This window comes from Micromonospora sp. CPCC 206061, assembly GCF_036906915.1.
Lineage (GTDB): Bacteria > Actinomycetota > Actinomycetes > Mycobacteriales > Micromonosporaceae > Phytohabitans.
In genome coordinates this window covers 14452-35166 of sequence record NZ_JBAKHX010000079.1, presented here as the reverse complement: position 1 = coordinate 35166, position 20715 = coordinate 14452, and the positions used below count along the sequence as shown (strand labels likewise).

The window sequence follows — 20715 nt, the reverse complement described above, 5'->3', positions numbered from 1 at the left end:
CGCCCCCGACTCCAAGATCCGCCACCCCGATTACACGATCAAGGTTGCGTGACGCGGCACTAGTCAGACTTCAATGACCGCGCGCTGAGCAGAGACGAGCGCGGCTCGCAGGTCCGCCGTCTTCATGCCCTCGGCGACGACGCGCAGCGCGCCGCGTCCTGGCCGGCATCTTGCGGACAACGACCTGTCGATCTTGACGTGTCGACTGCGGGTCGGGTTAGGAACGCAAACAACGAGGACCCATGCCTAACTCGCTCATTTGCCGATGAGAGCGCGCGAGAACTTTCGTAGCGCAAGCCATGAGATCACGTAATCAGGTATCGCCTTCGAGCGCGCGAGCCTCATTCGGCTCGACAACTTTCATAAGAGTTACCAAGAGTTCGATGAACTTCATGTAATGATCCTCCTTATGCCACCCGAACTGCTCAATAAGAGCTACGGTGGACTGCCCGAAGAGAGCAACGGAATCCTTCAGGGAGATCGCGACTGACCTGAGCTCACTTTCTGACATAATCCTCGACTGCTCCGTCGCCTCGTCGAGTTCGACGGTTACCCAGTCGAAAGATCCTAGGTGTTTGAGTATGAAGGTGTTCGCATGTAGGACTGATGAAGCCATTGCGTAGGAGTGGCTGCTACCAGGTCGGCATGCCTCCATCAGCCCTGTTATGCTGGGCGGCCGCTCGCCGAAGAAATACGGTTTACCCTCTTTGCTGCTCGATCGAGGGAAGTCGAGCAACCGACCGAGGTCGTTCGCCCGCTTCTCGCGTTCGGTTACGAACTTACGATCCTCTGCCTTGCTGAAAGAGCGCAGGTGGTGAAGTTCAACGAGTTCGTTGTTGACCCATCGACGCGCCCTCTCCCTGCCGTTAATCTCAAGGTCCGCGAGCCAGTAGGCGCGCGCACTGGACTCCGCGACGGCTCTCGAAGCGGTGAGGACCGGTTGGATTCCGACTGAATCGGAAGACAAGAGATGCGCAACTGCCGCGATGTGACGCGCTGCAGATATGGCGTAAAGCTGGCTCGCCTTGAATGCCTCAAATACGGTTTGGAAACCCAGCGACTCAAATGGCGCGGCCAAAATCCGCTGATGTACCTCCGGCGTATCTCCCTGCAACGCTACAGTAAGGATGAACGACTCCCACCACACGCCGAGCGGGTTGGTAGGGTCACCCGGTTCCGGCAGAGCCTTCACCGGGCCGGGCTCCCAGTTCTCGGAACTTCCTGTGCGGATAAAGCTATTGGATGCATCTAAGAGCTGTGAAACAATCTTGCTCTGCAACTTGTCCATCATCGCCGCCCTACTCTAATGCGAGTTCGTGCTAGCGTCCGAGCGTGGGGGAACGATGTCAATGCTCGGTCGGCATCTCGACGTTACTCTTGATCGAGCAGAAGCCTTTGAGTTACAGTGCGGCATGCAACCCTATCTGCCGGTGATGGGAACTTTGCTCGGTGCCGTGATCGGATCACTCGGCACGTTCCTTATTCAGAGAAGCGCTTTCATGCGGGAACGGCGGTCACGACTCTTCGACGCCAGACGCGCAGCCTGCCTGACGATGCTCTCTGCTTTTCACCAGCAATATCTTCGCTTGCTGGCGGCAGACAAACTGCATGCTGACGAGCAGGATCGGATCAGGGCGTTTCGGGAAATTGAATCACACGAGGGGCAGTCCGCGCTCGATGGCCTTCGGCTTGTAATTGATGGTGAGCCGGCGCGACTGGCTCGCGAGTTCTGGCAGCATCTCCGCGGAACACCTTTTGCGAAGGGTCGCGATACTCGGATAAATGATTGGAAGACCTCCTACTGGAGTAAGCGGGACGAGTTCTTCGTAGCGGTGAACCACTACCTTGCGGCAGACATCTAGTATCTGCGCCACCTCTCTTCCTACTCAGGACCGCCCCGGACAGGAAGCATTCTGAGTCGTCTCCGGATTGCCGCACGGCATGTGTACACATGGAGCCTCGGCCCACCAACAACCTGTGCCCGTAGCATCGCGACGCATTCTCGACACGGTGCGCTGGGCGCGCGTTCAGCCGTCCATGTGCTGTGCTGCCCGGCGCCAGCTGGCGAAGGCCTTAGCGAGGCCGTGGCTGCCTGCGGCGCTGATCGCCGCGGTCACCTGGTCAAGGAAGTCGGGGGAGCGTGGATTGGTTGCGAGTTCTACCGCGCTGCGAAGGACCGCTTCCCACGATGGATCGTTTTGATATGCGATCACAACGGCCGCAAATTGGTCGGGTGTCATCCGAGCGACGTGAGCTGCGGCTAGGTGTTCCCGGAAAAGGGTGTGCGTGAACGCTATGGATGGCTCCCGCCCGGCGTATCCATCGACCTGTCGGAGCAGCACAGACCGGCGAGTGATGCCCTCCGCGACATCTCGGTAGTACCAGTCGTCGTGCTTGTCGCCGGCCGTCTCCAACACTTGGGTGACGAGCCGCTGCAGCTCCGAGAATCGGATGAAGACACGGTTTTCCGGGTTGGACTGCATAGCGAAAGCCACGAACATCAACACGCGATGAAGCACTGCGGGACCCGCTTGGTCGAGCAGGCCACGCCGGGTCTCGCGCAGGATGCCGAAGGCCAAGACGACCTCGTTGATCAGCATCGTGTGAGTGCGGGGGACGCGACCGAACCGATCGTAGGCGGACAGGACCATTTGCAAAGCGAGCGGGCTGTCGAGGAGGCCGGCGTCGATCCATTCGTTGAGGCGTCCTTGCAGTTCGTGCGAACGATGTCGAAGGGATTCGGGGGCTACCGACAGCAGGCCCGCGAGGTAGCGGGTCCAGAGGCGAGACGTCCACGGGGCGACGGTCACGTGGGTGAAGCCGGCCAGATCCGCTTCGACTTCGGCGTAGGGCCGTGTTGTCACAAGTAGCGGTGTGGACGGGTAGGTAGCGGCGAACAGCTTGATCGACTGCAGGACCGCGAACCGCAGTTGATGGTCGACGAGTTCGTCGAGCCCGTCCAGCACCACGAATACGCTGCCGCTTCGCAAGGCGACTAGGAGCGCGTCGGGCGTGAGGTCCACATCGAATCTGTGGCGCAGTATCCGCAGCAGTAGGGCCGGGATGTCGGTGTCCGGCTGCCCTGGCAGGTCGCGGATCAACGCGATGATCGGGGCCGGGCTGGTCTGGTCGTGCAGCCGACGCCGGGCCGCGAGGTGGCAGAGGTGGTTGACCATGGTGGTCTTGCCTGTGCCGCCCACGCCGATGAGCACGAGGCGATGGTTGGTGTCGAACATATCTCGGAGCGGACGCAGGTCCGAGCTCGTCAAAGCGTGGACCGGGCTGTCGACATAGATCTGGTCGCTCACGCGCTCTTCGAAGGCGGCGGCGAATGGTGCGGCGAGGTCGAGGTCCGGGCCGAAGCGGGAAAGGTACTTGGTGCCGAGCTGGGTCAGCGACCATGCTGTCATGCGCTGCACCGCCGCTTCCTGGGCACTGGCGTCCTCTGCCTCGATGAGGGCCCGTGCCTGCCGCCAAAGCAGGTCGTGCATGCGGAAGGTGCGCGGTGTGTCGGCCTGGAGGAGTTGCATGTCCGTGAGCACGTCGATGACGTCTTGCGCGACCTCGGCGTCCGGATCCACGAGCACCTGTGCGAGCAGGCGACTCATCTGGGCGGAGGGCGCCAGGCCCAGCAGCCGGTATCCCTTGGCGACACGGGGCTCGAGGGCATGGTATGCGAGGCCGAAGGTGGTTTCGACGGCGAGCGTGCCGGCGACCAGCCGCTCCAGTCGGGCCGAGCCGTCCACATCGGCGAGCTTGCGCCTCAGGTCCGACCAGGTCCAGTGAGGCCGTTTCTTGAGCAGACCGCCCGCGATGCGCAGGGCCAGTGGGAGGTTGCCGGCGAGGTGCGCGATCTCTTGAACCACCGCGAGTTCAGTGGCGACTGGCTCCCTGCCGGGGACGCGATGGAGCATCTGCACCGCCTCGTCGTCGTCCAAGGTCTGCAGCGCGATCGGATCCACACCGGGGAGTTCGGCGACCGGCGCCCAACTCGTGATGATCACCGCAGCGCCGATCATGCTGCCGGGGAGCAAGGGCTCCACGTCCGCGGCGGTGGTCGCGTTGTCGATGACGATGACAGATCGATGTCCGACGAGTGCCGACCGGAAGATCGCGGCGCGTGCCTCCGTCCCGGTCGGCACCTCCGCGTGTCGCACGCCAAGCGCCACTAGCGCCCCGCCGAGTACGTCGTAGGACGACACCGGCTGCCCGTCTGACTCGCGAAGGTTGAAGTAGAACTGGCAGTCGGGATAGCGATCCGCAGCCAGCGCGTTGGCGAGGCGGATCGCGAGCGCAGACTTTCCCACGCCGGGGATGCCGTAAAGATTGATCATCCCGCTGGCGTAGGTCGCTGTCAGTCGGGCGAATAGGTCGTCGAAGAGCGCCTGTCGGCCGGTGAAGTCCGACGGCGAGAACGGCAGTTGGTGCACGAGCCGCTGGTCGCGGTGTTCATGGGCCAGATACAGCGGCCCGAAGTTGTCGCCAGCGACGTTGACCTGCTTGGCAGCTCCGCCGGCTTCCGCCTTCAGGACCGGCTCGTTGGTGGACGCCATGTCAGCGTGCGTCAGAAGGTGATCGGGCCGCTGTTGTCGCCGCCGATGTTGACCTGTTTGGCGTTGTCACGGGCCACCGCCATGACGGTCGCCAGGCGCGGACTCTGCCCTGCCTCGGTCAGCAACGCCTCTAGGCTGCGGTGAAACTCCGGATCGATCGAGGCTGCCGCCCCCACCTCGGCTGCCACGATCGCGCCCTCGTCGCCTTCGCCGATGCGGTCGAGGGCGGCCGTACCCCGTGGGGAGAGGCGCGAGCGCACCGCCGAGCCCAACTGTTGTACCGCCTGCCACGCGCGGGAGCCGGCGTGGGCCGCGAACTCCTCGGCGGCTTTCGTGCCGAGCAACGCGGCTACCGCGATGCCAATGGAAACGGGTTCCATCACTCCTCCTGTTTGTGAGGTGCGACCACACGTGTCGGCAGGCTGGCACGCTACCGCACCACGAATAGGAGCGATATGCGCCACGAAGGTCGTCTTTCTGACATGCCAGCTGCTTGGTACTCGAGCCAGGGCGATCTTTAGCGGGATTGACGGCTTCAGGGGTCCGTCGGGGAGTGGGTCACGCGGTCGGCGTCCGCCGAGATGCTTCGGACGGGGGTAAGTTGACCAGCCAGCGACGTGGCCGGCCGCCGCAAACACGGCCACGTCGCCCCAACGACGTACTCATCTAGCCGAGATTCGTGCACTCGATCATGCCGATGACAGTGCAGTCTTTCGACGCAGCGGGATATATTGCCTACGCGATGTGATGAATGAGACGACTGTCCATGATCTGACGTCTTTGGCCACCATCCGACCTTGACGGGGGCGAGAGAGCCAATACCTTTGAGTGGCATGACCTGTCGTGAAGCGCTAGGAGGCCGCGATTGCTATTGACCACAATTGGTATGCCGGCTCGCGATCTTCAGAAGAAGCAAGCCGGCGCGTTCAAGGAACTCTACCTACGCCCGATGGTCCTATGTAGGAGGGAAACCGAGGAACCTCCGGCCGCGAGACCTGCGAGAACCGCTGCAGCGGCGTTGCCATAAGCGAAGAAGGCAAGTATGCCTACCACCACACCGCATACCAATGCACTTAGTAGGATCAGGGCGGTTCGAAGCGAGAGTAGCGCGTCGCGTTCATTCATACTCGTCTCCCGAGGGTGCAACCGGTTCCCTTGTGGACACCCTTAGCCTCGTACGAACGCAACAGAGTCCCGGATTTCTTTCCGGATCCTGCCACGGAACTGAACTTCACCTGACAGATGAAGCCGATCGGGAGGGCACGTCATGACGGAACGTGGCCGCCCGCTTGCGGTACCACAGATTGGTGGAGACGTGAGGAGCCGCCTGGCATGGCTTCTCCGGGTCCACCGACTTGCGCACGGGGATCGGGAGTTACGAAGAGCCGAGGCCTTCGTCCGTCGATTGGCGGCACCGCCGGGACTCCGCCGGGTAACAGCGGCCGGCCTAGCAAAACTGGAAAGCCCTCAGGGTCACCGGCAACTAACCGCTGCCTGGCTTGAGTGCTTCGAGCGCGCGCTCGATCTAGCACCGTTCCAGTTGCAAGACATATATACGATGCTGGCCCGCTCTCGTGGAGCCGCTGAGACAGATGCGTCACGCAGAGTTGCGACGCGGCATATCGACTCCGTCGGGCCAAGTGACGTTTCCTCGCCTCTGATGGCATCCCAATGGCAACTTCTTGCGGCCGGAGACCGGCGAGGTCGACTCAGTAAAACCCGCCGTAGCCAGGTCATCGAAGCGGGGGTCCAGGCACTAGCGTGCGCGTCATCAATCGATGAGTACGTCATGGCAGACGTCGTCGCACGGGTTGGCGACCCCTGCTTGGACCCGATGCTCGTACATGCCCTTGACCCATCCAACGCGCGAGCCAACCATGTCGCAGCAGCCATCGGATACTTCCGAGGGGCCATTGCGGCGCGAGCACTTGAACGCACTGTGACCTCGGGAGATCCGCTCGTCGTAATGCGCTCGCTTGACGCCTGCCTGCGCATAGCCCGAGGCGGCGTTCGGGTTTTGTTACCTGAGTACGTTCCCCGGTTAGTCCGGGAAACTCTCAACCTGATGGACCCGGGGACAAATCTCGGTTACGGAACTGACGAACGTGCCGCAACGTTGGCTGCTACCTGCTTCTCATCCCTCCCGGAGGTTCGAGATCAACTTCGTAGGCGCGGTTCCGGCGGCTATCACGATCGTATTCCACGCTTAATGCTTTCAGTAGGTCAGCAATCTCTCGTAGACCTGCTTTACGGAGCAACTCAAGCAGAGTCCGACTTTACCGATGACTCTTTGAAATGCTTGATCCGCGAGGCTCTTTACCATCCTGTGGGCGGGGCTCGCGCCGAAGCTCGATTTCTCCTGCGTGCTAGCCCTTATGCCAGCCCTTTGACGTTTGCGCTAATTAGGAGTTTCAGATCCGCCGCCGTACCACAACGGCAAGCGATGGCCCGAATGATGGGAATCCTGGGTCAAGCTTGGGTCGGACCCTACATTGAGAAAATCGTTCAGTCCGACGATCATATCTCAGTCAGATTATCGGCTGCGGGCTCACTTTGTGATGTTCCTTTCGAAACTGAGCCCTCGTGGATTGCTCCTTTCCTGAATAATGAGAATTCTTCCGTGCTCCGTCTGGGTCTGGTACACGCGGCCGGGACCCAGCGCTGGATGACGACCCTAAAGGGAGCAACCGCCGACCTTGATCAAGCGGTTAGGCGCGAAGCGATGTATTGGTTGAGTGCACCCGTTTCGGCAAGAGTTTGGCCCAAGCAGTCACCGAACCCTCTCCAGATAATGCCAACGCCCGGTGCTCATCAAAGATCGTTTTTGGACTCGGGACGTTGAACTTCCCAACGCGTCTAATGCCTTGCTTCGCGCTGTCCCCATCGGAGAAATCGAGTCTGCCTAGGGGCCGATTAGTCGTTACTCACTCAGCGGATACCCAGCGCTCGTAGCTCATAGAGATCCCAGCCCTTCTTAGCAAGCAGGATCGCTGCAAGCGTCATCATGAAGATGCCGTTGACGCCAGCCGAAACGCGCATGTGCGTCATGCCCGCTGGCGCTCCCGGCATCTCGACCGCCTCGCCTACCGACACCGTGGCCCAGAGATCCCCGTGAGCAATACCGCTGCCCATGTGCCAGAGCAGCCGAGTGATTCTCCCTCCGAGGTCCGTCTTTTCACCCGCAGCCTGAACGATGCCACGGAAGCTGGCGGGTGCGGACGCGCGATCAACATTGATGGCAGCTTTTGCGGCGAGCGACCTGATCTCAGAAACGCGCTCCCGCTTACTCCGAGGACCGTGATGCCCGACAAGCTCCTTTACCTCCTCGCCGCCCTTAATATCTGCCGCAGCGTGCCGCAGTCGACGCGTGATTCGCTCGGATCGTGAAGCTGGCGCGAGAAGCCAGACAGCCACGGCGGCATTCTCGATCGCCGCGCGCAACAAAGTGTACGACGCGTAGTTATGGATTACTTGAGCATCACGAAGCATCGAGCGTACCGCGTGAAGGTGATCTACGGCGTGACTCAAGGCGCTCCAGACAGCGTGGCTCGTCTCATAAGGATGCACCCGGTCATCGTCGCCACGAAGCGAACTGCCTGCGCCGAGCCTAGAGAAGCCAGGCTTATCGCCCGAGCATCGCTCAACCCACGGTTCGATTTGCTCGAGCAGGTGCAACAGTCTCTGGAACGTTTCTTGCTCATTCTGATCCACCCGTGGATCCTACGACGATGGCGCTCTTGGCAGGACTCTATTTTTGGATTGGCATCAATACTCGCGACGGCACGAAAAGCAGCCCAACACCATAAAGCGGAAGGTCGCCAGGCGCACTGATCTGCCGCGATCCGCTCGTAACACAGCGTTACATGATCTGGTGCGGCCCGTGCGCGACGCCGACTAGCGGGAAGGGCACGATGAACCTGTGGCCCATGAACATCGGGTTTTCCACAACCCGCCTTCGGCAACGCCGGCCGATGTACGCGCAGCCCTGGATCGCGGTGACCTGTCTGCAGCCCTCAACGCGATGGTCGGCACCGCGTTGTACGACTGCGGAGACTGGCAGGAGCTGCAGGAACTGCATCTTCAGTTACTCGAGCACGATGACCGCCAGGTCAGTTCCCTGGCCGCGACGTGTCTGGGCCATCTGGCAAGGGTCCACCGTCAGCTGGACGAAGCCCGGGTAGTGCAGGCGCTGCGCCGAAAGCGATCGGTCCCACACATTCGCGGTACGGCCGCCGACGCGTTGGAGGACATCGAAATCTTCCTTCACCCGGGGCGGACACGCTGGCGGCGACGCTTGTGGAGAGCACTCCGCCCATGGACATGGGTCTGAGTACACGACGGTGGGAGGCCATGCGCGGCCCCGGGTAGCCGGCCGAGGCCGGCGCCTCGTCGGCCGCAGCGCAGCGCTCGGCGTTGGCCAGGGTGTGCCGGAACATTCTGCCCGTGTACAGCTCCCGGACGGGCGCCGGGCGGTCCAGCTTGGCCGACCGCACGGGGAAGCGCGAGTCCATGTGAGGCACATGGGCGTACGGCGGAAGGCCCGCCCGTCAGGCCAGCACGCTCCGCACGCTGTAACTCGGATCCTGGGCGAGACGATCACGGACGGACCGTCGGACCTCGTCCGGCTCCGCACCCTCGAGCGACTCGGCCAAGGTCCGCCGGACCCGGACGTCGGGATCGGTCGCAAGCCGCATCCCTGCCTGAACGGGCGTCCCGTGCCTGGCCCAGAGAATCGCGGCGAACGACCTCAACGCCCACCCTTGGGTCAGCAGATAGCCGACGTCCTCGCGCATCGCGTCGCCCAGCTGTTGGAGCGCTCGCGTGACCCAGTAGCCGGATTCGCCGCCGTCGACGAGCAGCTCGTAGGCTTGGCCGCGCACCGCCGTCCGCTGCCCGTCGTCGCCGGCCAGGCACGCGGCGAGAAAGAGCGCCCGCTCGCGGCTGTCCATGTCGTTGTAGACGACCCGCATGCCGCCGAGGCGGTGAGCGAAACGTCGCTCCCACGGGTCGTGCAGCGACGACCCCGGTGCCGAGGCGCCGCGCATCGCCGCCGCGAAATGCTTGTCGCGATCCGCCGCGGAAAGCTGCGGGGCGAGATTGGCGGCCGCGATGAGGTAGTCCCCCCGATCGGCGGCGCCGACGTGCGTGTCGGCCGCTTTCCGCAGCAGTTCCGACACGGCCGGCTCGAGCCGGTCGCCCGGCAAGCCCCGCACGAGCAGCGAATCCCCAACGGCGCTGGTCCCTTCGGTAAAGACGCCCGGTGTGTGGACGAGCGGGGTCGTGAGCCTGGCCAAGGCCGCCTCGGCTTGCTCCGGCGGCACGCTGTCGGTGTCGTGGAACGCTAGCGTTTCCCGCGCCCAGTGGTTGCCCTTCGCCGCGAGGTCCACGAGGAGCGGCCGCGTGACGTCGAAGTACCGGTCCACGGCTTCCTGCGCGACGTGTTTACGCGCGGATTGTGACCGGGCGAGCAGGCTCACCAGGTGTGTGCAGGCACGTTCCGCGACTTCCGGCCGGGTGTGGGCGATACGGGCTACCGCGACGGCCTCGTTCATGTCATGGAACCGGTAATGCTTGTCGTCCAAGGGCGGCTGCCGCTCGAAGTGCGCGAGGACCTTGTCGGCGTGCTCGGGCGTGAGCCGGTGCGCGAGGCCGGCTAGCGCGCCGATCGCCCCGTTGTAGCGCGACACCGCGAGCATGCGGATGTCGGGCAGTTCGTTCGCCTCGGCACCGGCGATCTCGGTCAGTATGCGCTTGGAGATCACCTCGACCAGGTCGTCCGGCACCAGGTCGGCCTGCTGCTCGATCAGCCGGAACGCCGTGCCGACCGTCCAATAGTTCGGCGCCGACAGCTCCGGCGTGACGTCGATGAACCTGTCGGCGAACTGTTTGCCCAGCTCCTTGATCTCCTTGACGGCACCCGCCCGCGCGAGGTGTCGTGCCGCGAGGCCGGGTTCGTCCGCCTTCGCCAGCGCGGACGCTAAAACCCGCCTCGCTTCGCGTTCGCCCGCCCAATCACCAGCCGAGACGGCGTCCCGCAGGGCTCGCTGGGCAGAGATCGTCGCCGGGCGCAACCGATCGAACCGCAGCGCCTCCAACGCCGACTCGTAGGCCGTCTCGGCGATGGAGAGGATCCGCGGGGCAGACCCCAGCTCACGTAGGGCTTTCTGCAGCGGCAGCAACTCGTCCGAAGTGAAAGGATTCCAGTACTCGCGGAAAGCCCGGCGGCTCTGCGTCCATGTCGTCGCGTCGGCCCAGCGCCGCGCCAGGGAGGCGTCGCCGGTGGCGTCGTCCCAAAGAGCCTCGGCCTCCTTGAACTCCTGGTTCAGCGCCCTACGCCGTGCGTAACGAGCCGTCACCAATGCGAGTAGGTCGTACCCCAGTTTGAGCTTTCGTACGTCGGTGAGAATCGCCGTCCAGTCGCCGGTCGCCTCGGCGGCGAGCAGGCGCAGCCGCGTCCGGAGAACAGGGTCCCGGAAGTCGCCCTCGATCGCGGCCGCGAGTGTGTCGCTCAGCGACGAGAGCGCGGCCGGGTCGTCATTCGCGAGGACGACCTCCCCTACCAGGGCCGCGAGGCGTGCCCTGTCGACGTCCTCCCCGAGAGCCGCGACGTCGTCCACGGCACCGAACGGATTGAAGTAGATGTTCGACGCCGCGCCCGCCACCTGCGTAAACCAGGGTGCCGCGCCGGCGCCAACGAGTTCGCGCAGTCGCCGGTGAGCGACATCGGCGGTAGAGGTCAGCCCGAGATCGAGCGCCGCCCAGAACTCGTCGAGGCACTGGCGCGCTGCCTCGTCGGCGCGGCCGAGACGCGCGAGCAGTCGGCCTCGCTCCGCGTCGTACTGCGCGGCGTAGGCGCCGAACGGCGTCGCGCGCAGTTTTCTCTGGGCCTCCTCGATCAGGCCCAGCGCTCGTTCAGGTTCGTCGGGTAGCGCTCGCGCCTCCCGTAGCAGGTCGGCCGCGCCGGTCGTTTCCTCCGGCGTCCTCGCCAGAGCCTCACGGATGGCGACCGTCTCCACGGACGGCACCACCACGGACTCCAGCTCGAACGGGAGGCAGAACGCCCGAGCCGTCTCCTCACCGAAGAACTCAATGACGATGTCCGGGCGCGTGCGAAGCAGCAGCGAGAACTCCTGCCGGTCCCACAGATCCAGCTCGGTCGGACGGAGGTCCTTGCGGAGATCGGCCAGCACAGGCGGCACGGTCTTGCTCTTGACGTCGATGCTCACGCCGATGATCAGGCGGTTGATTGTGAAGGGTCGCTCGGTGTCCCGAAACTTCTTCACGGCGGCTTTGAGGTCGGCCGGGCCGAAGCGCTTGTACTTCTTGCTCTGCAGGCCGACACCGCCGCCGTCCGGCGCCAGCGCGACAACGTCCAAGCCCTCTTGTGCCTGACCGCGCTCGCCGTAGATCTGGGCGTAGCGCAGGCCCTCCACGTCGCGCAGGATGCGCCATTGGATGCGCTCGAAGTCCTCCCACAACAACTCGTTCAAGGGCAGAACCTCGAGCTTTCCAATGACCCTGGCCGGCGTGACCTGTGACGGGCCTCGGTAAAGGGAGGAGTCAAGTGGTATCGGGGTCCACAAGGCGGCGGCTCCTAGGTTGATGTGCTCGCTCCCTATTCTCGTTGGGGCACACGAGATGGCCGTGCTTTTCGGACCTGCTTGTCGCTGAGCGGTAGGTGGTGTCCAATCGCGGGGCACCACGCCGGAGCGATTGATCTTGGCGCCCACATTTGCCGCCGCAAAGCGCTCGCTACACAGCGTCACGGCGAGCTTCCGCGCGTCGCGCATTCGCGCTGAGAAGCGAGTGCCGCAGGCCTGGATGCCGTGTCGCCGGCGCCTGGTTCTTGCGTGGTCGAGATCTGGCGATAAGGTCCGGCGTCATGGCAGAGGTTCAACGCCTGAGGCGGGTCCGCCCGTACTACTGGGGTGCCATCTACATTAGCGACGTCGACTGCGAGACGGACTTTGATATTGACTTCCACAACGGCGAAGGGCCAGTGCTGGCCACCGCTTCCCATGTCGCTGTTCTGGTGGTTCACGCGGGCACGGTCGACGAGGCAGAGGCCGACGTCGCCCTCGATGTTCGGGTGACGTCTCAGCGGGTTGACGGGCTACCGTATGAGGTCGCCTTCGAGGTTCCTTCAGGGCGGCTCAATATCGGTGATGCCGACCACAGTGACGAGGTCGCGCTTCATCCGGGTCCTTGGTTGCTGCAGTTCGACGTGGACGACACAGCGGAGGCGCGACACGTCGGGCTGGTGATCTCACCGCTGTGACGCCAGGTACCGCCGGATCGGAGCGCACGGAAGCGATGATGGTGCCGTGGAAAAGCCCGTGCTCTATGTCGTCGCCTGTGGCGGTCGGCCAGCTGGTGACCTTCCGCAGGCAGTACCGAGGCTGCTGACGGCTGGGTGGGAGGTTTGCGTGATTGCCACCCCGTCGGCGCGGAAGTTCATCGACGCGGACGAGCTGGCGAGGATCACCGGTCATGTGGTCCGGTATGACTACAAGCAACCGGACGAGCCCAATGTCTTGCCGCTGGCCGATGCGATCGCGGTGGCGCCGGCGACGTTCAACACGATCAACAAGCTGGCTCGCGGCAGTAGCGACACCCTGGCGCTGGGCATCCTGAACGAGGCGATCGGTCTGAGTTTGCCGATCGTGGCGGTGCCCACGCCGAACATTGCCCTGGCCCGCCACCCGGCCTTCCGGGCTTCGATCCGAGATTTGCGCAGCTGGGGTGTCACGCTGCTGTTCGACCCGGACGTGTACCCGCTGCCAACCCCTAACATGGGTGCGCCAGCGGCTGCGCTGTTCCCGTGGGACGCCCTGTTGCGGGAGCTTGAGGTTGTGCGGCGAAGGCTGGTCGGCGGGTAGCGCAAGGATGTCGTTGATGTCCGTGGGTGGATGCTTGCTGGCCGGATCGTCGGACGAGACTCGTGCAGCGTCAACGTCCACGACAGGCCAGTGCCCGGCACGGCCTGACGGGAGAACTGGATGCTGCGGTCAACGAGGTGCCGTCGGGTAGCGCCCCCGAGAAAGGAACTACGGCAATGACCGAGCCGGTCGCGGGAGCGGGAACGATGCGGGTGACGGCGTCCAATGGCGTCACTTGGACGCGCCGCCCCGGGATGACCTCCACGGCAGAACAGCTGCTGCAAGCCTTGTCGGACCTGACCGGCATCTACAGCGATCCTGCACGTCAGTGGAACTGGTGGCAGGAGGGTCGCCGCGATCAGGAGTACGACTTGGTCCTCCAGGTCGTGTCCGAATGGGACAAGTACGGACCTCGTCGCGGTTCTGCTGACGAGAAGACCGCACCGAGGCACGCCGAACCCGACACCTTCGGCAAGGACCTGGACGAGGACACGCGCCGTGGCCCCGACCTGGTAGTCGAAGGGTACGACGAGAACCGCGAACGTCTGCGCCTGAGGCTGCTACGTACGCAGTCCGACGTCGCCTTCTTCGGCCACGTTCTCCAGACGCCTGCCAGCTCGGCCCAACGCGACGACGCCGAGCATCGCCTCAACGCGAGCCGAGCCGCAGCTGCGGGGCTACTCGATCAGCTCGGCGATCCAGAACAGGTCATCGACCGCCACGGCCGCCTACCCGCCGAGCGACGCGAAATGAACCTCCAATCACACATGCAGTACTGGCGACACCCGACACTGCGCAGCTGGACGACGACCCAACGGCGGCGGTTCAACGCGCTGCTGGCGATGCCGCTGCCCGATCCGGCCGCCATGTGCTCGGAGTGCCAGGCGCCCTCTGCGTGGCACGACTACGACATCTCCCTGCGCCTGTTCCAGCCTCCACCGGCCCCTGGCACCCAGGCTGGGCAACTCGCGCAGCTGATACCTGGCTGGTGGCAGCGGTGTCCGGCCTGCACGACCTACCGCGTCGGGCACCAGTGGGGCGGACAATACGCACTACCAGACTTCAGCTACGACCAGTGGCGCGCCATGCTCCCGCCCCTGCTCCGCACGATCTTCACACCGAGCCCACCCCGACCGAGGCCGGCACCGCGGCCCCAACCAAAGCCGTTGGCCGTCATTCCATCCGGGCCCATCACCGAGGTCAGGAAACGGCTGGAACAAGCGGAAACCAGATACCCGACCGCTCACGTCCGCCCTGGCAGCACCGACGGCTGGGAGGTATGGCCGGCGCCGCAGTGACGACGTCATGAGGGCCGTTCCGCGATTTGGGCCGCCTGCATGGGCCGCCTGCGGTGGGCGGCTGGATGTGCGGCCCGTCCACCCAGGGCCGGCATTGATCCCCGGGCCCGCGCGCATCGCCGCCGTGCTCCGGGAATCGCGAGCGCTGGAATCTGAGCTGAGATTGATGACCCAGCAACGGGATCAACGCCGTCGAGCCGGATCGTCCACATTGATCGGGCGACAGGCGTCGGGCAGCCGCACCTGGACTCCGTACGGTTTGCACAGCGGCTGTACCTCGACCAACTGGCCGCCTGCGGGAGCTACTTGAGCACGAAGACCGCCAGGTCGGCGCCTTGAATTCCCGTCGCCGACCCTAGAACGCCCTCGCCGTTGACATTGATCGACTCCCTCGATCACAAAGAGCGCTGGTGCTTGGGCCAGATCAGCCAACCCAACGGCCAACCGACCTCCTGAACCAGCAGCCGGTCCTCCGGTCAGCTCCGGAACCGGTATGGAGTCATCTGGTAGCTGCCGAAGTACGGGTATGGGATCACCCGATGGTGCGTACCACCGCTGCCGGCCTGCTCGTACCCTACGTAGGCGGTCATGGTCTGGTCCGTCCAGCGCTCGAAGACAACCACGTGACCCTCGCCGTCAGGCGCAGAGTTGATCAGTAGGTCTCCGGCCACCAGCGCGGCCTTCGGAATCGGTGTCGACCGCGCAGCCAGCCCGGCCGTGTTCAACCCGGGACCTGGAAGCCCTAACGCCATCGAGGCGTACCCGGAGCAGTCACGTCGATACCCCTGGAACCAGGTGGACGGATCGCCGCTGGACAGGTACGGCACCGGACGGCCGTCCCACGCCGTCAGCCACGTCGCGGCCCGCGCCAGCACCGACATGCCCGCCACGCATCCGCTGTCCGGACCCAGGCTCCCGGAGCTAGGCGGCATCTGCGGGCAAGTGCTCACGCATCGTTCAGGATCTCCTGGAGTCCATCCGTACGCGGAACCTACAGCGTCGGCGAGCAGGCTCGCGTCACTGGTCCACTTCGCGTACGCCGAGGGGTAGGCGCTGACCTGCACCGCCTGAGCGGCCTGGGTCAGTGGCATATCTTTCCAGCCGGGTATCGTGAGCAGCTTGTCGTAGAAGCGCTCCGCCTGGTAGGCGGGGTCGGCGAGCTGCGCTGGCGTACCCCAGCCTTGGCTGGGGCGCTGCTGGAACACGCCAATGGAGTCGTGGTCATTGCTCTCACCGAGGTAGGGCAGGTTCCGTAGTTGGCTTTCCTGCATGGCGGTGGCCAGGGCGACGACCCATCCCCAGGAGGGAACGCCTTTGGCAGCACCGACGTACACGATGGTGGCGGCGATGGAGACCTGTTCGGTATCCCAGCGGCCGATGCCGCGTTGGTCGGAAGTGTTGGGCATCGCGGGTGCGCAGTCGCCGGAGCCGCCCAGGACTGCGGAGATGAGTGCCATCGGCAGCCCGATGCAGCCGAGCAAGACGACGATGATGAGACCGATGGCGGCTTTCATAGTCATGGCGTGATGGCCTTTCTGGACAGCAAAAGAGGGCCGGGTGTGCGCTCGGGACGGCCGGCGCGCGACCCCACGGGAAGGGCTGGTTCAGGCCAGACCTGGCCGAGGTTCGGCTACGGCGTGTCGCAGGAGGCGCTCGATGGCGTCCACGCCCAGGTGCGGGTCGCTGTCGGGGTGACCAGTGCGGCGTGGGGTGGTGGGAGTTGGGTCAGGTGGATTTTCGTTGGGGGTGAAACGAAAAAGGCCGGTTGCTCGCCCTAGCGGGCGGCCCAGCCACGCCAAGGGTGGATGTCGGTTCGAAGCCCTATGCCGCGTCTTGGCGGCACGGCTCGAAGGGGTTCAGCGGGATCTTGGCGGTTTGGCGCACGTGGCGTTCGATGACGAGGCTGGCGTCGTAGAAGTCGTGGTGCTCGTGGAGGTGGTCGGCGTTGCTCCAGTCCCATTGATCGCCGGGGAGCCGGTTGACGAACCAGTGGTCGCCGCCGTGGTCGAGGAACAGGGCGCAGTTCCACTGCTCGGCGAGCAGCGCCATTGGCTGCGTGGCGCACGTGATCGCGCACACGCAGCCTTCGTCGTTGTAGGTGGTGCGCTGGTCGCAGTGATGCTCGGGGCGGCGGCAGTCACACAGGCACATCACGTCGGGGCGTAGGTCATGACGGCCGATCCCTTGGTGGGTATGGGAAATGCCGATGGCCGCCACGAGGACGGCCATCGGCAACGGTGGGGATTGCCCTTCGGACTCAGCAATCGCGGCGCGGTGTCGAGCGTCGACGTGGGAAGGTGCCGCCGCCGATGATGCGGTCGTGCTTGATCTGCTGGGTTTCGGCGACGCTGAGCACGTAGGCAGGCAGTTGAGCGACGCGTTCGCGCCAGGCGCGGTAGAGCCGGTGGACGCCGTCGATAAGCAGCGCGGCGGGCTCGCCGCTGGTCTCCAGCGTCGCGACGATCACCGGCTTGGTCAGGTCGATGCCAATGGCGTACTCGCGGTCCAAGCCATCGCGGGTGGGGCCGATGAGGCTGACCGTGCCAGGAGCGGGATCGTCAATCGTTGTGAGGCCGTAGGCGTTGGCCCAGACGGCGACGTCGAGGATGTGGGGCTCGCGTGCGCGGTCGGCGATTAGCCTTTCGGCCTCGTCGATCGAGAACGCCCACGGTCCGAAGTAGAACCACTGCGGCGGCCGGTGCTGGTTGCCGGTCATCGGCTCGCTCCGACCTTCAGCAGGTCGAACGCCCGAATCTTAGTCTCGGGCACCCTGCCGGACACGACCCGGTTGGCGCGGGCGATCGGGTTCTTGGCGGGCTGGACATGATCGAGGTACTCGGTGATGGCCTGGTAGCCGCCCCACCGGGTGCCCTTGATCGCCGTCTGCGTGTCCGCGTCGCGCAGCAGGTACTTCAACGTGCCAAGCCGCTCCTTGGCATTGTTCTTCGTCTTGTCGGTCGCGTCGTCGGCCACCGGCCACAGCTGGGCGACGATCTTCTCGAACTCGCCCATGGTCAACGCCTCGTTGATCATCCGGTTGGCGGCGGCTTCGAAGGTGTCCATGTATTTCCACATCAGGCCGAGGGCTTCGCGGGCCTGGCTGATCTGGGAGGCGACGTTGCTGGTGTGCCGGAACACGTAGTGGGCGAACGCGGCGCGTTGGGTGTTGGCGCACACCACGCGGATTGGGCTGGCGTCGATCCGCAGAGCGGAGGTGCCGTCGTGTGAGGTGGTGGCGATCAGGTACAGGTCCAGGCGGTCGACGCCGGCGATTTCCATCGCGGTGGGCAGCTTCATCGTCAGGAACACGCTCTTGCCGCGGCGCAGCGATCCGGCGGTCTCGTAGTGTGCGCCGCCGATCTGGTCGACGAGCAGGTCGAGGACTTCAGCGGCCTGCTCGTTCTGCACGACGCCGTAGTCGTTTCCCACGATGCCCAGATAGTCGGTGACGGCGGTGACCGGGTTTCGGCGGACGGTCATCATCTGGTCGTCACACGGGATTTGCACTTCGGTGCCGTCGGCGAGGGTGTCGATGCCGACGAGTCGGATCTTGCGGACGCCCCAGCCGCCGAGCTTGGCCTTGGTCATCATCTGTTCGGCGGACTGGCTGCGGTCGGTGACGGTGCCGAGCAGGTGCCAGGCGGATTGGCGGGCGCTGACGAAGCTGGTGGTGCCGTCGGCGAAGGTCTCCAGTTCGTGTGCCACGATCTCTCCTTTATTGCATCGGATGAATGATTCGGGGTGTTCGGTGTTCGTCGCCGTTGCTGGCAAAGGGATTCCGAGCGTGTGATCTTCCACATGGGATGGTCGATGTCTTGGTGGCCGTGACCAGGTGGGGCGGGCCTCGTTTGCATCTGATGAACGATGCGTTCATCTGTCTCCCTTCGGTTCGGAGGTGTTTGCGGTGCGTGGGGTGCGTGCCGAGCGCCAGCCTGTGGTGGAGTCGTTGCCGGGTGCGGCGTCGGCCGTGCTGGCGTCGGGTGTTCGGTTCTTGCAGCCGGAGGAGGCGGTGCTGGACGCGATGCTGGCGGGGTGGGCGGCGCAGCAGCGCTCGCGGCTGTTGAGCGCGCACACGATCGAGCAGCGGACGCTGCAGGTGCGCCGGTTCGTGGGATTCACGAACGACTACCCGTGGCAGTGGACGCCAGCGGATGTGGAGGAGTGGAGCTCGGACCTGGTGGGCCGTGGGTTGGCGCACTCGACGGTGCGTAGCTACCAGAACGCGGTCTCGTTGTTCCTGGGGTATGTGACCGCGCAGTGCTACGGCTGGGACGAGGTGTGTCAGCGGCAGTTCGGCACGCATCCGGTGCAGGTCTTCCACGAGTGGAACACCGCCGTGCATCGCAGCGAGACCGAGGCGCGGCCGGGGAACCGGCCGTTGAGCCGGGACGAGCTGCAGGGGTTCTTCGACCACTGCGACGCCGAGGTGGAACGCACGGCGAAGTCGGGGCGCAAGGGGTGGCTGGCCGCGTACCGCGACGCCACCCTGTTCAAGGTGGTCTACGGGTGGGGCTTGCGCCGTCGTGAGGCGTCCAAGTTGGACACGGTGGACTGGTCAGCGAACGCGGCAGCGCCGGAGTTCGGTCGGCACGGGGCGTTGTCGGTACGGTTTGGCAAGGCGATGCGGGGCAGCCCGCCGCGACGGCGCACGGTGCTGACCACGATGGGCTGGGCGGCCGAGGCGGTCGCCGAGTGGATGGCCGACATCCGGCCGCTCTACCGCGTGGCGGGCAGCGCATTGTGGCCGACGGAGCGGGGCGGGCGGATCTCGGTGGAGCACATCAACGCGCGGTTCGCCGCCTACCGTGACGCGCTGAACTTGGATCCGATCCTGAGCCCGCACTGCCTGCGCCACTCCTATGTGACGCACATGTTGGAAGACGGCTTTGACCACCTGTTCGTGCAGCAGCAGGCCGGTCACTCGTGGGGGTCGACCACGGCGATCTACACCAGCGTCGGCTCGGACTTCAAGAACACCGCGCTGCGCCGCGCGCTGGATCGGGCCTTCGAGCCAGGACTGGCCGGCCGGGACGAGATGAAAGGGGGCGCGGCGGATGGCTCGTGTTCGTAAGTTGGGGTACCGGTGGAACCTGCGCACGCTGATGGCGACGCAGGGCATGTTCTCCACCACCGACCTGGCGCCGCTGCTGGCTGAGCGTGGCGTGGCGCTGTCTGCGGCGCAGGTGTATCGGCTGGTGGCGCAGACTCCGGAGCGGCTGAGCTTGCGCACCCTGGTCGCGTTGTGCGACATCCTCGATTGCACACCGGCCGATTTGGTCGAACCGGTCGTCGAGGCCGCCAGGGCGCGGGCGACCGGGACCGGCGGCGGCGAGGTCCCAGATGCCGTGCGGGAGCGTCGCCCGCGGCGGGCGGAGATCCGCCGGGTCCAGTGAGCGGCGAGGCGTGCGCCTGGTGCGGCCGGAGGGTACGCCTGCGCGGCGTCACCCCGCAGGGCCGGATCTGTTCAAACTGTTGCGCCAGGCGGCGCAGCGGCGTATGTGAGTGCTGCGGACAGGTGGCCCGTTTCGACGGCCGAGATCCGGACGGGCGGCGCTGGTGCCAGCGGTGTGCGCGGCGCCAGCAGGCGGCCACCACGGTGCAGCAGCATCGTGACCAGATTGTCGCCGCTGTCGCCGCCGTCGAGCCTCACCTGGACGTTGCGGCGATCGAACACGCTGTGGCGAGGGCGGCCACAGTGCCACGCGCGCTGAGGCGGCTCGCCGAGCATCTGGCCGAACACCCCGAATCGCTGACCGACGGGCCAACCAGTACCGTTCCTGTCCTGCACCGGCTGGCCGAGCACCTTGCCGACGATGGTGCCCAGCGCATCAGCCCTCGCCACCCCACTTGTGTCTCATGTGGACACTTACGGGCTCCGCACATGCGGGCGGGTGGTGGCTGGCTGTGCGGTAGCTGCCACGGCCGCCTCCTGCGACCGTGCGACGGGTGCGGTCAGCTTCGCCGGGCCTATGCCCGCCACCCGGC

Annotated in this window: 17 protein-coding genes; 7 read left to right on the top strand and 10 right to left on the bottom strand. The window is 65.0% G+C overall.

What is annotated here, in order from left to right:
* Nucleotides 1-313: 313 nt before the first annotated feature.
* The gene (locus tag V6V89_RS33900; RefSeq protein ID WP_334623641.1) at nucleotides 314-1288 is read right to left on the bottom strand and encodes a hypothetical protein; all 975 of its coding nucleotides are present in this window, start codon (nucleotides 1286-1288) and stop codon (nucleotides 314-316) included.
* A gap of 55 nt (nucleotides 1289-1343) precedes the next feature.
* On the opposite strand from V6V89_RS33900, the gene V6V89_RS33895 reads away from it, so the two are divergent.
* Nucleotides 1344-1862: a hypothetical protein gene (locus V6V89_RS33895; protein WP_334623640.1), complete on the top strand. Its 519-nt coding sequence runs from the start codon at nucleotides 1344-1346 to the stop codon at nucleotides 1860-1862.
* A 165-nt stretch (nucleotides 1863-2027) separates the two neighbouring features.
* On the opposite strand, the gene V6V89_RS33890 is transcribed toward V6V89_RS33895, so the two are convergent.
* The 3 genes from V6V89_RS33890 to V6V89_RS33880 all read right to left on the bottom strand — a co-directional run bounded on the left by V6V89_RS33890 (nucleotide 2028) and on the right by V6V89_RS33880 (nucleotide 8264).
* On the bottom strand, nucleotides 2028-4553 hold the full coding sequence (locus tag V6V89_RS33890) for an NACHT domain-containing protein (RefSeq protein ID WP_334623639.1): 2526 nt from the start codon (nucleotides 4551-4553) through the stop codon (nucleotides 2028-2030).
* A gap of 11 nt (nucleotides 4554-4564) precedes the next feature.
* Nucleotides 4565-4933, bottom strand: a complete 369-nt coding sequence (locus tag V6V89_RS33885) for a hypothetical protein (protein WP_334623638.1) — start codon at nucleotides 4931-4933, stop codon at nucleotides 4565-4567.
* A gap of 2548 nt (nucleotides 4934-7481) precedes the next feature.
* Nucleotides 7482-8264, bottom strand: coding sequence for a hypothetical protein (locus tag V6V89_RS33880; protein WP_334623637.1), 783 nt, complete (start codon nucleotides 8262-8264; stop codon nucleotides 7482-7484).
* Nucleotides 8265-8472: 208 nt separating this feature from the next.
* Between V6V89_RS33880 and V6V89_RS33875 the strand changes: the two genes are divergently transcribed.
* Nucleotides 8473-8883: a hypothetical protein gene (locus tag V6V89_RS33875; protein WP_334623636.1), complete on the top strand. Its 411-nt coding sequence runs from the start codon at nucleotides 8473-8475 to the stop codon at nucleotides 8881-8883.
* A 217-nt stretch (nucleotides 8884-9100) separates the two neighbouring features.
* Here the strand turns inward: V6V89_RS33875 and V6V89_RS33870 are convergent, their stop codons facing one another.
* On the bottom strand, nucleotides 9101-11986 hold the full coding sequence (locus V6V89_RS33870) for a hypothetical protein (RefSeq protein WP_334623635.1): 2886 nt from the start codon (nucleotides 11984-11986) through the stop codon (nucleotides 9101-9103).
* Nucleotides 11987-12435: 449 nt separating this feature from the next.
* Here V6V89_RS33870 and V6V89_RS33865 point away from each other — a divergent pair, with 449 nt between their 5' ends.
* The 3 genes from V6V89_RS33865 to V6V89_RS33855 all read left to right on the top strand — a co-directional run bounded on the left by V6V89_RS33865 (nucleotide 12436) and on the right by V6V89_RS33855 (nucleotide 14730).
* Entirely contained in the window at nucleotides 12436-12831 is a 396-nt protein-coding gene (locus tag V6V89_RS33865; protein WP_334623634.1) for a hypothetical protein, read from the top strand.
* A gap of 46 nt (nucleotides 12832-12877) precedes the next feature.
* Nucleotides 12878-13432, top strand: coding sequence for a flavoprotein (locus V6V89_RS33860; protein WP_334623633.1), 555 nt, complete (start codon nucleotides 12878-12880; stop codon nucleotides 13430-13432).
* A gap of 176 nt (nucleotides 13433-13608) precedes the next feature.
* Nucleotides 13609-14730: a hypothetical protein gene (locus V6V89_RS33855; RefSeq protein WP_334623632.1), complete on the top strand. Its 1122-nt coding sequence runs from the start codon at nucleotides 13609-13611 to the stop codon at nucleotides 14728-14730.
* A 476-nt stretch (nucleotides 14731-15206) separates the two neighbouring features.
* Here the strand turns inward: V6V89_RS33855 and V6V89_RS33850 are convergent, their stop codons facing one another.
* From V6V89_RS33850 to V6V89_RS33835, 4 genes are all read right to left on the bottom strand, one after another.
* A complete protein-coding gene (locus V6V89_RS33850; protein ID WP_334623631.1) occupies nucleotides 15207-16250 on the bottom strand; it encodes a glycoside hydrolase in 1044 nt (347 codons plus the stop codon).
* Nucleotides 16251-16551: 301 nt separating this feature from the next.
* Nucleotides 16552-16959 (bottom strand): hypothetical protein, encoded by a 408-nt coding sequence (locus V6V89_RS33845; protein WP_334623630.1) that lies wholly within the window; start codon nucleotides 16957-16959, stop codon nucleotides 16552-16554.
* A 28-nt stretch (nucleotides 16960-16987) separates the two neighbouring features.
* A complete protein-coding gene (locus tag V6V89_RS33840; protein ID WP_334623629.1) occupies nucleotides 16988-17446 on the bottom strand; it encodes a hypothetical protein in 459 nt (152 codons plus the stop codon).
* Nucleotides 17443-18435 (bottom strand): DUF932 domain-containing protein, encoded by a 993-nt coding sequence (locus V6V89_RS33835; RefSeq protein WP_334623628.1) that lies wholly within the window; start codon nucleotides 18433-18435, stop codon nucleotides 17443-17445. The genes V6V89_RS33840 and V6V89_RS33835 overlap by 4 nt, the downstream gene beginning before the upstream one ends.
* Before the next feature lie 199 nt (nucleotides 18436-18634).
* Between V6V89_RS33835 and V6V89_RS33830 the strand changes: the two genes are divergently transcribed.
* Nucleotides 18635-19801 (top strand): tyrosine-type recombinase/integrase, encoded by a 1167-nt coding sequence (locus tag V6V89_RS33830; RefSeq protein ID WP_334623627.1) that lies wholly within the window; start codon nucleotides 18635-18637, stop codon nucleotides 19799-19801.
* Nucleotides 19785-20123, top strand: a complete 339-nt coding sequence (locus V6V89_RS33825; protein WP_334623626.1) for a helix-turn-helix domain-containing protein — start codon at nucleotides 19785-19787, stop codon at nucleotides 20121-20123. Before V6V89_RS33830 ends, V6V89_RS33825 begins: the two co-directional genes overlap by 17 nt.
* A gap of 71 nt (nucleotides 20124-20194) precedes the next feature.
* Here V6V89_RS33825 and V6V89_RS33820 read toward each other — a convergent pair whose 3' ends face one another.
* Nucleotides 20195-20572 carry a hypothetical protein gene (locus tag V6V89_RS33820; RefSeq protein WP_334623625.1) on the bottom strand — a complete coding sequence of 126 codons (378 nt, stop codon included), beginning with the start codon at nucleotides 20570-20572 and terminating at the stop codon, nucleotides 20195-20197.
* Between the last annotated feature and the right edge of the window lie 143 nt (nucleotides 20573-20715).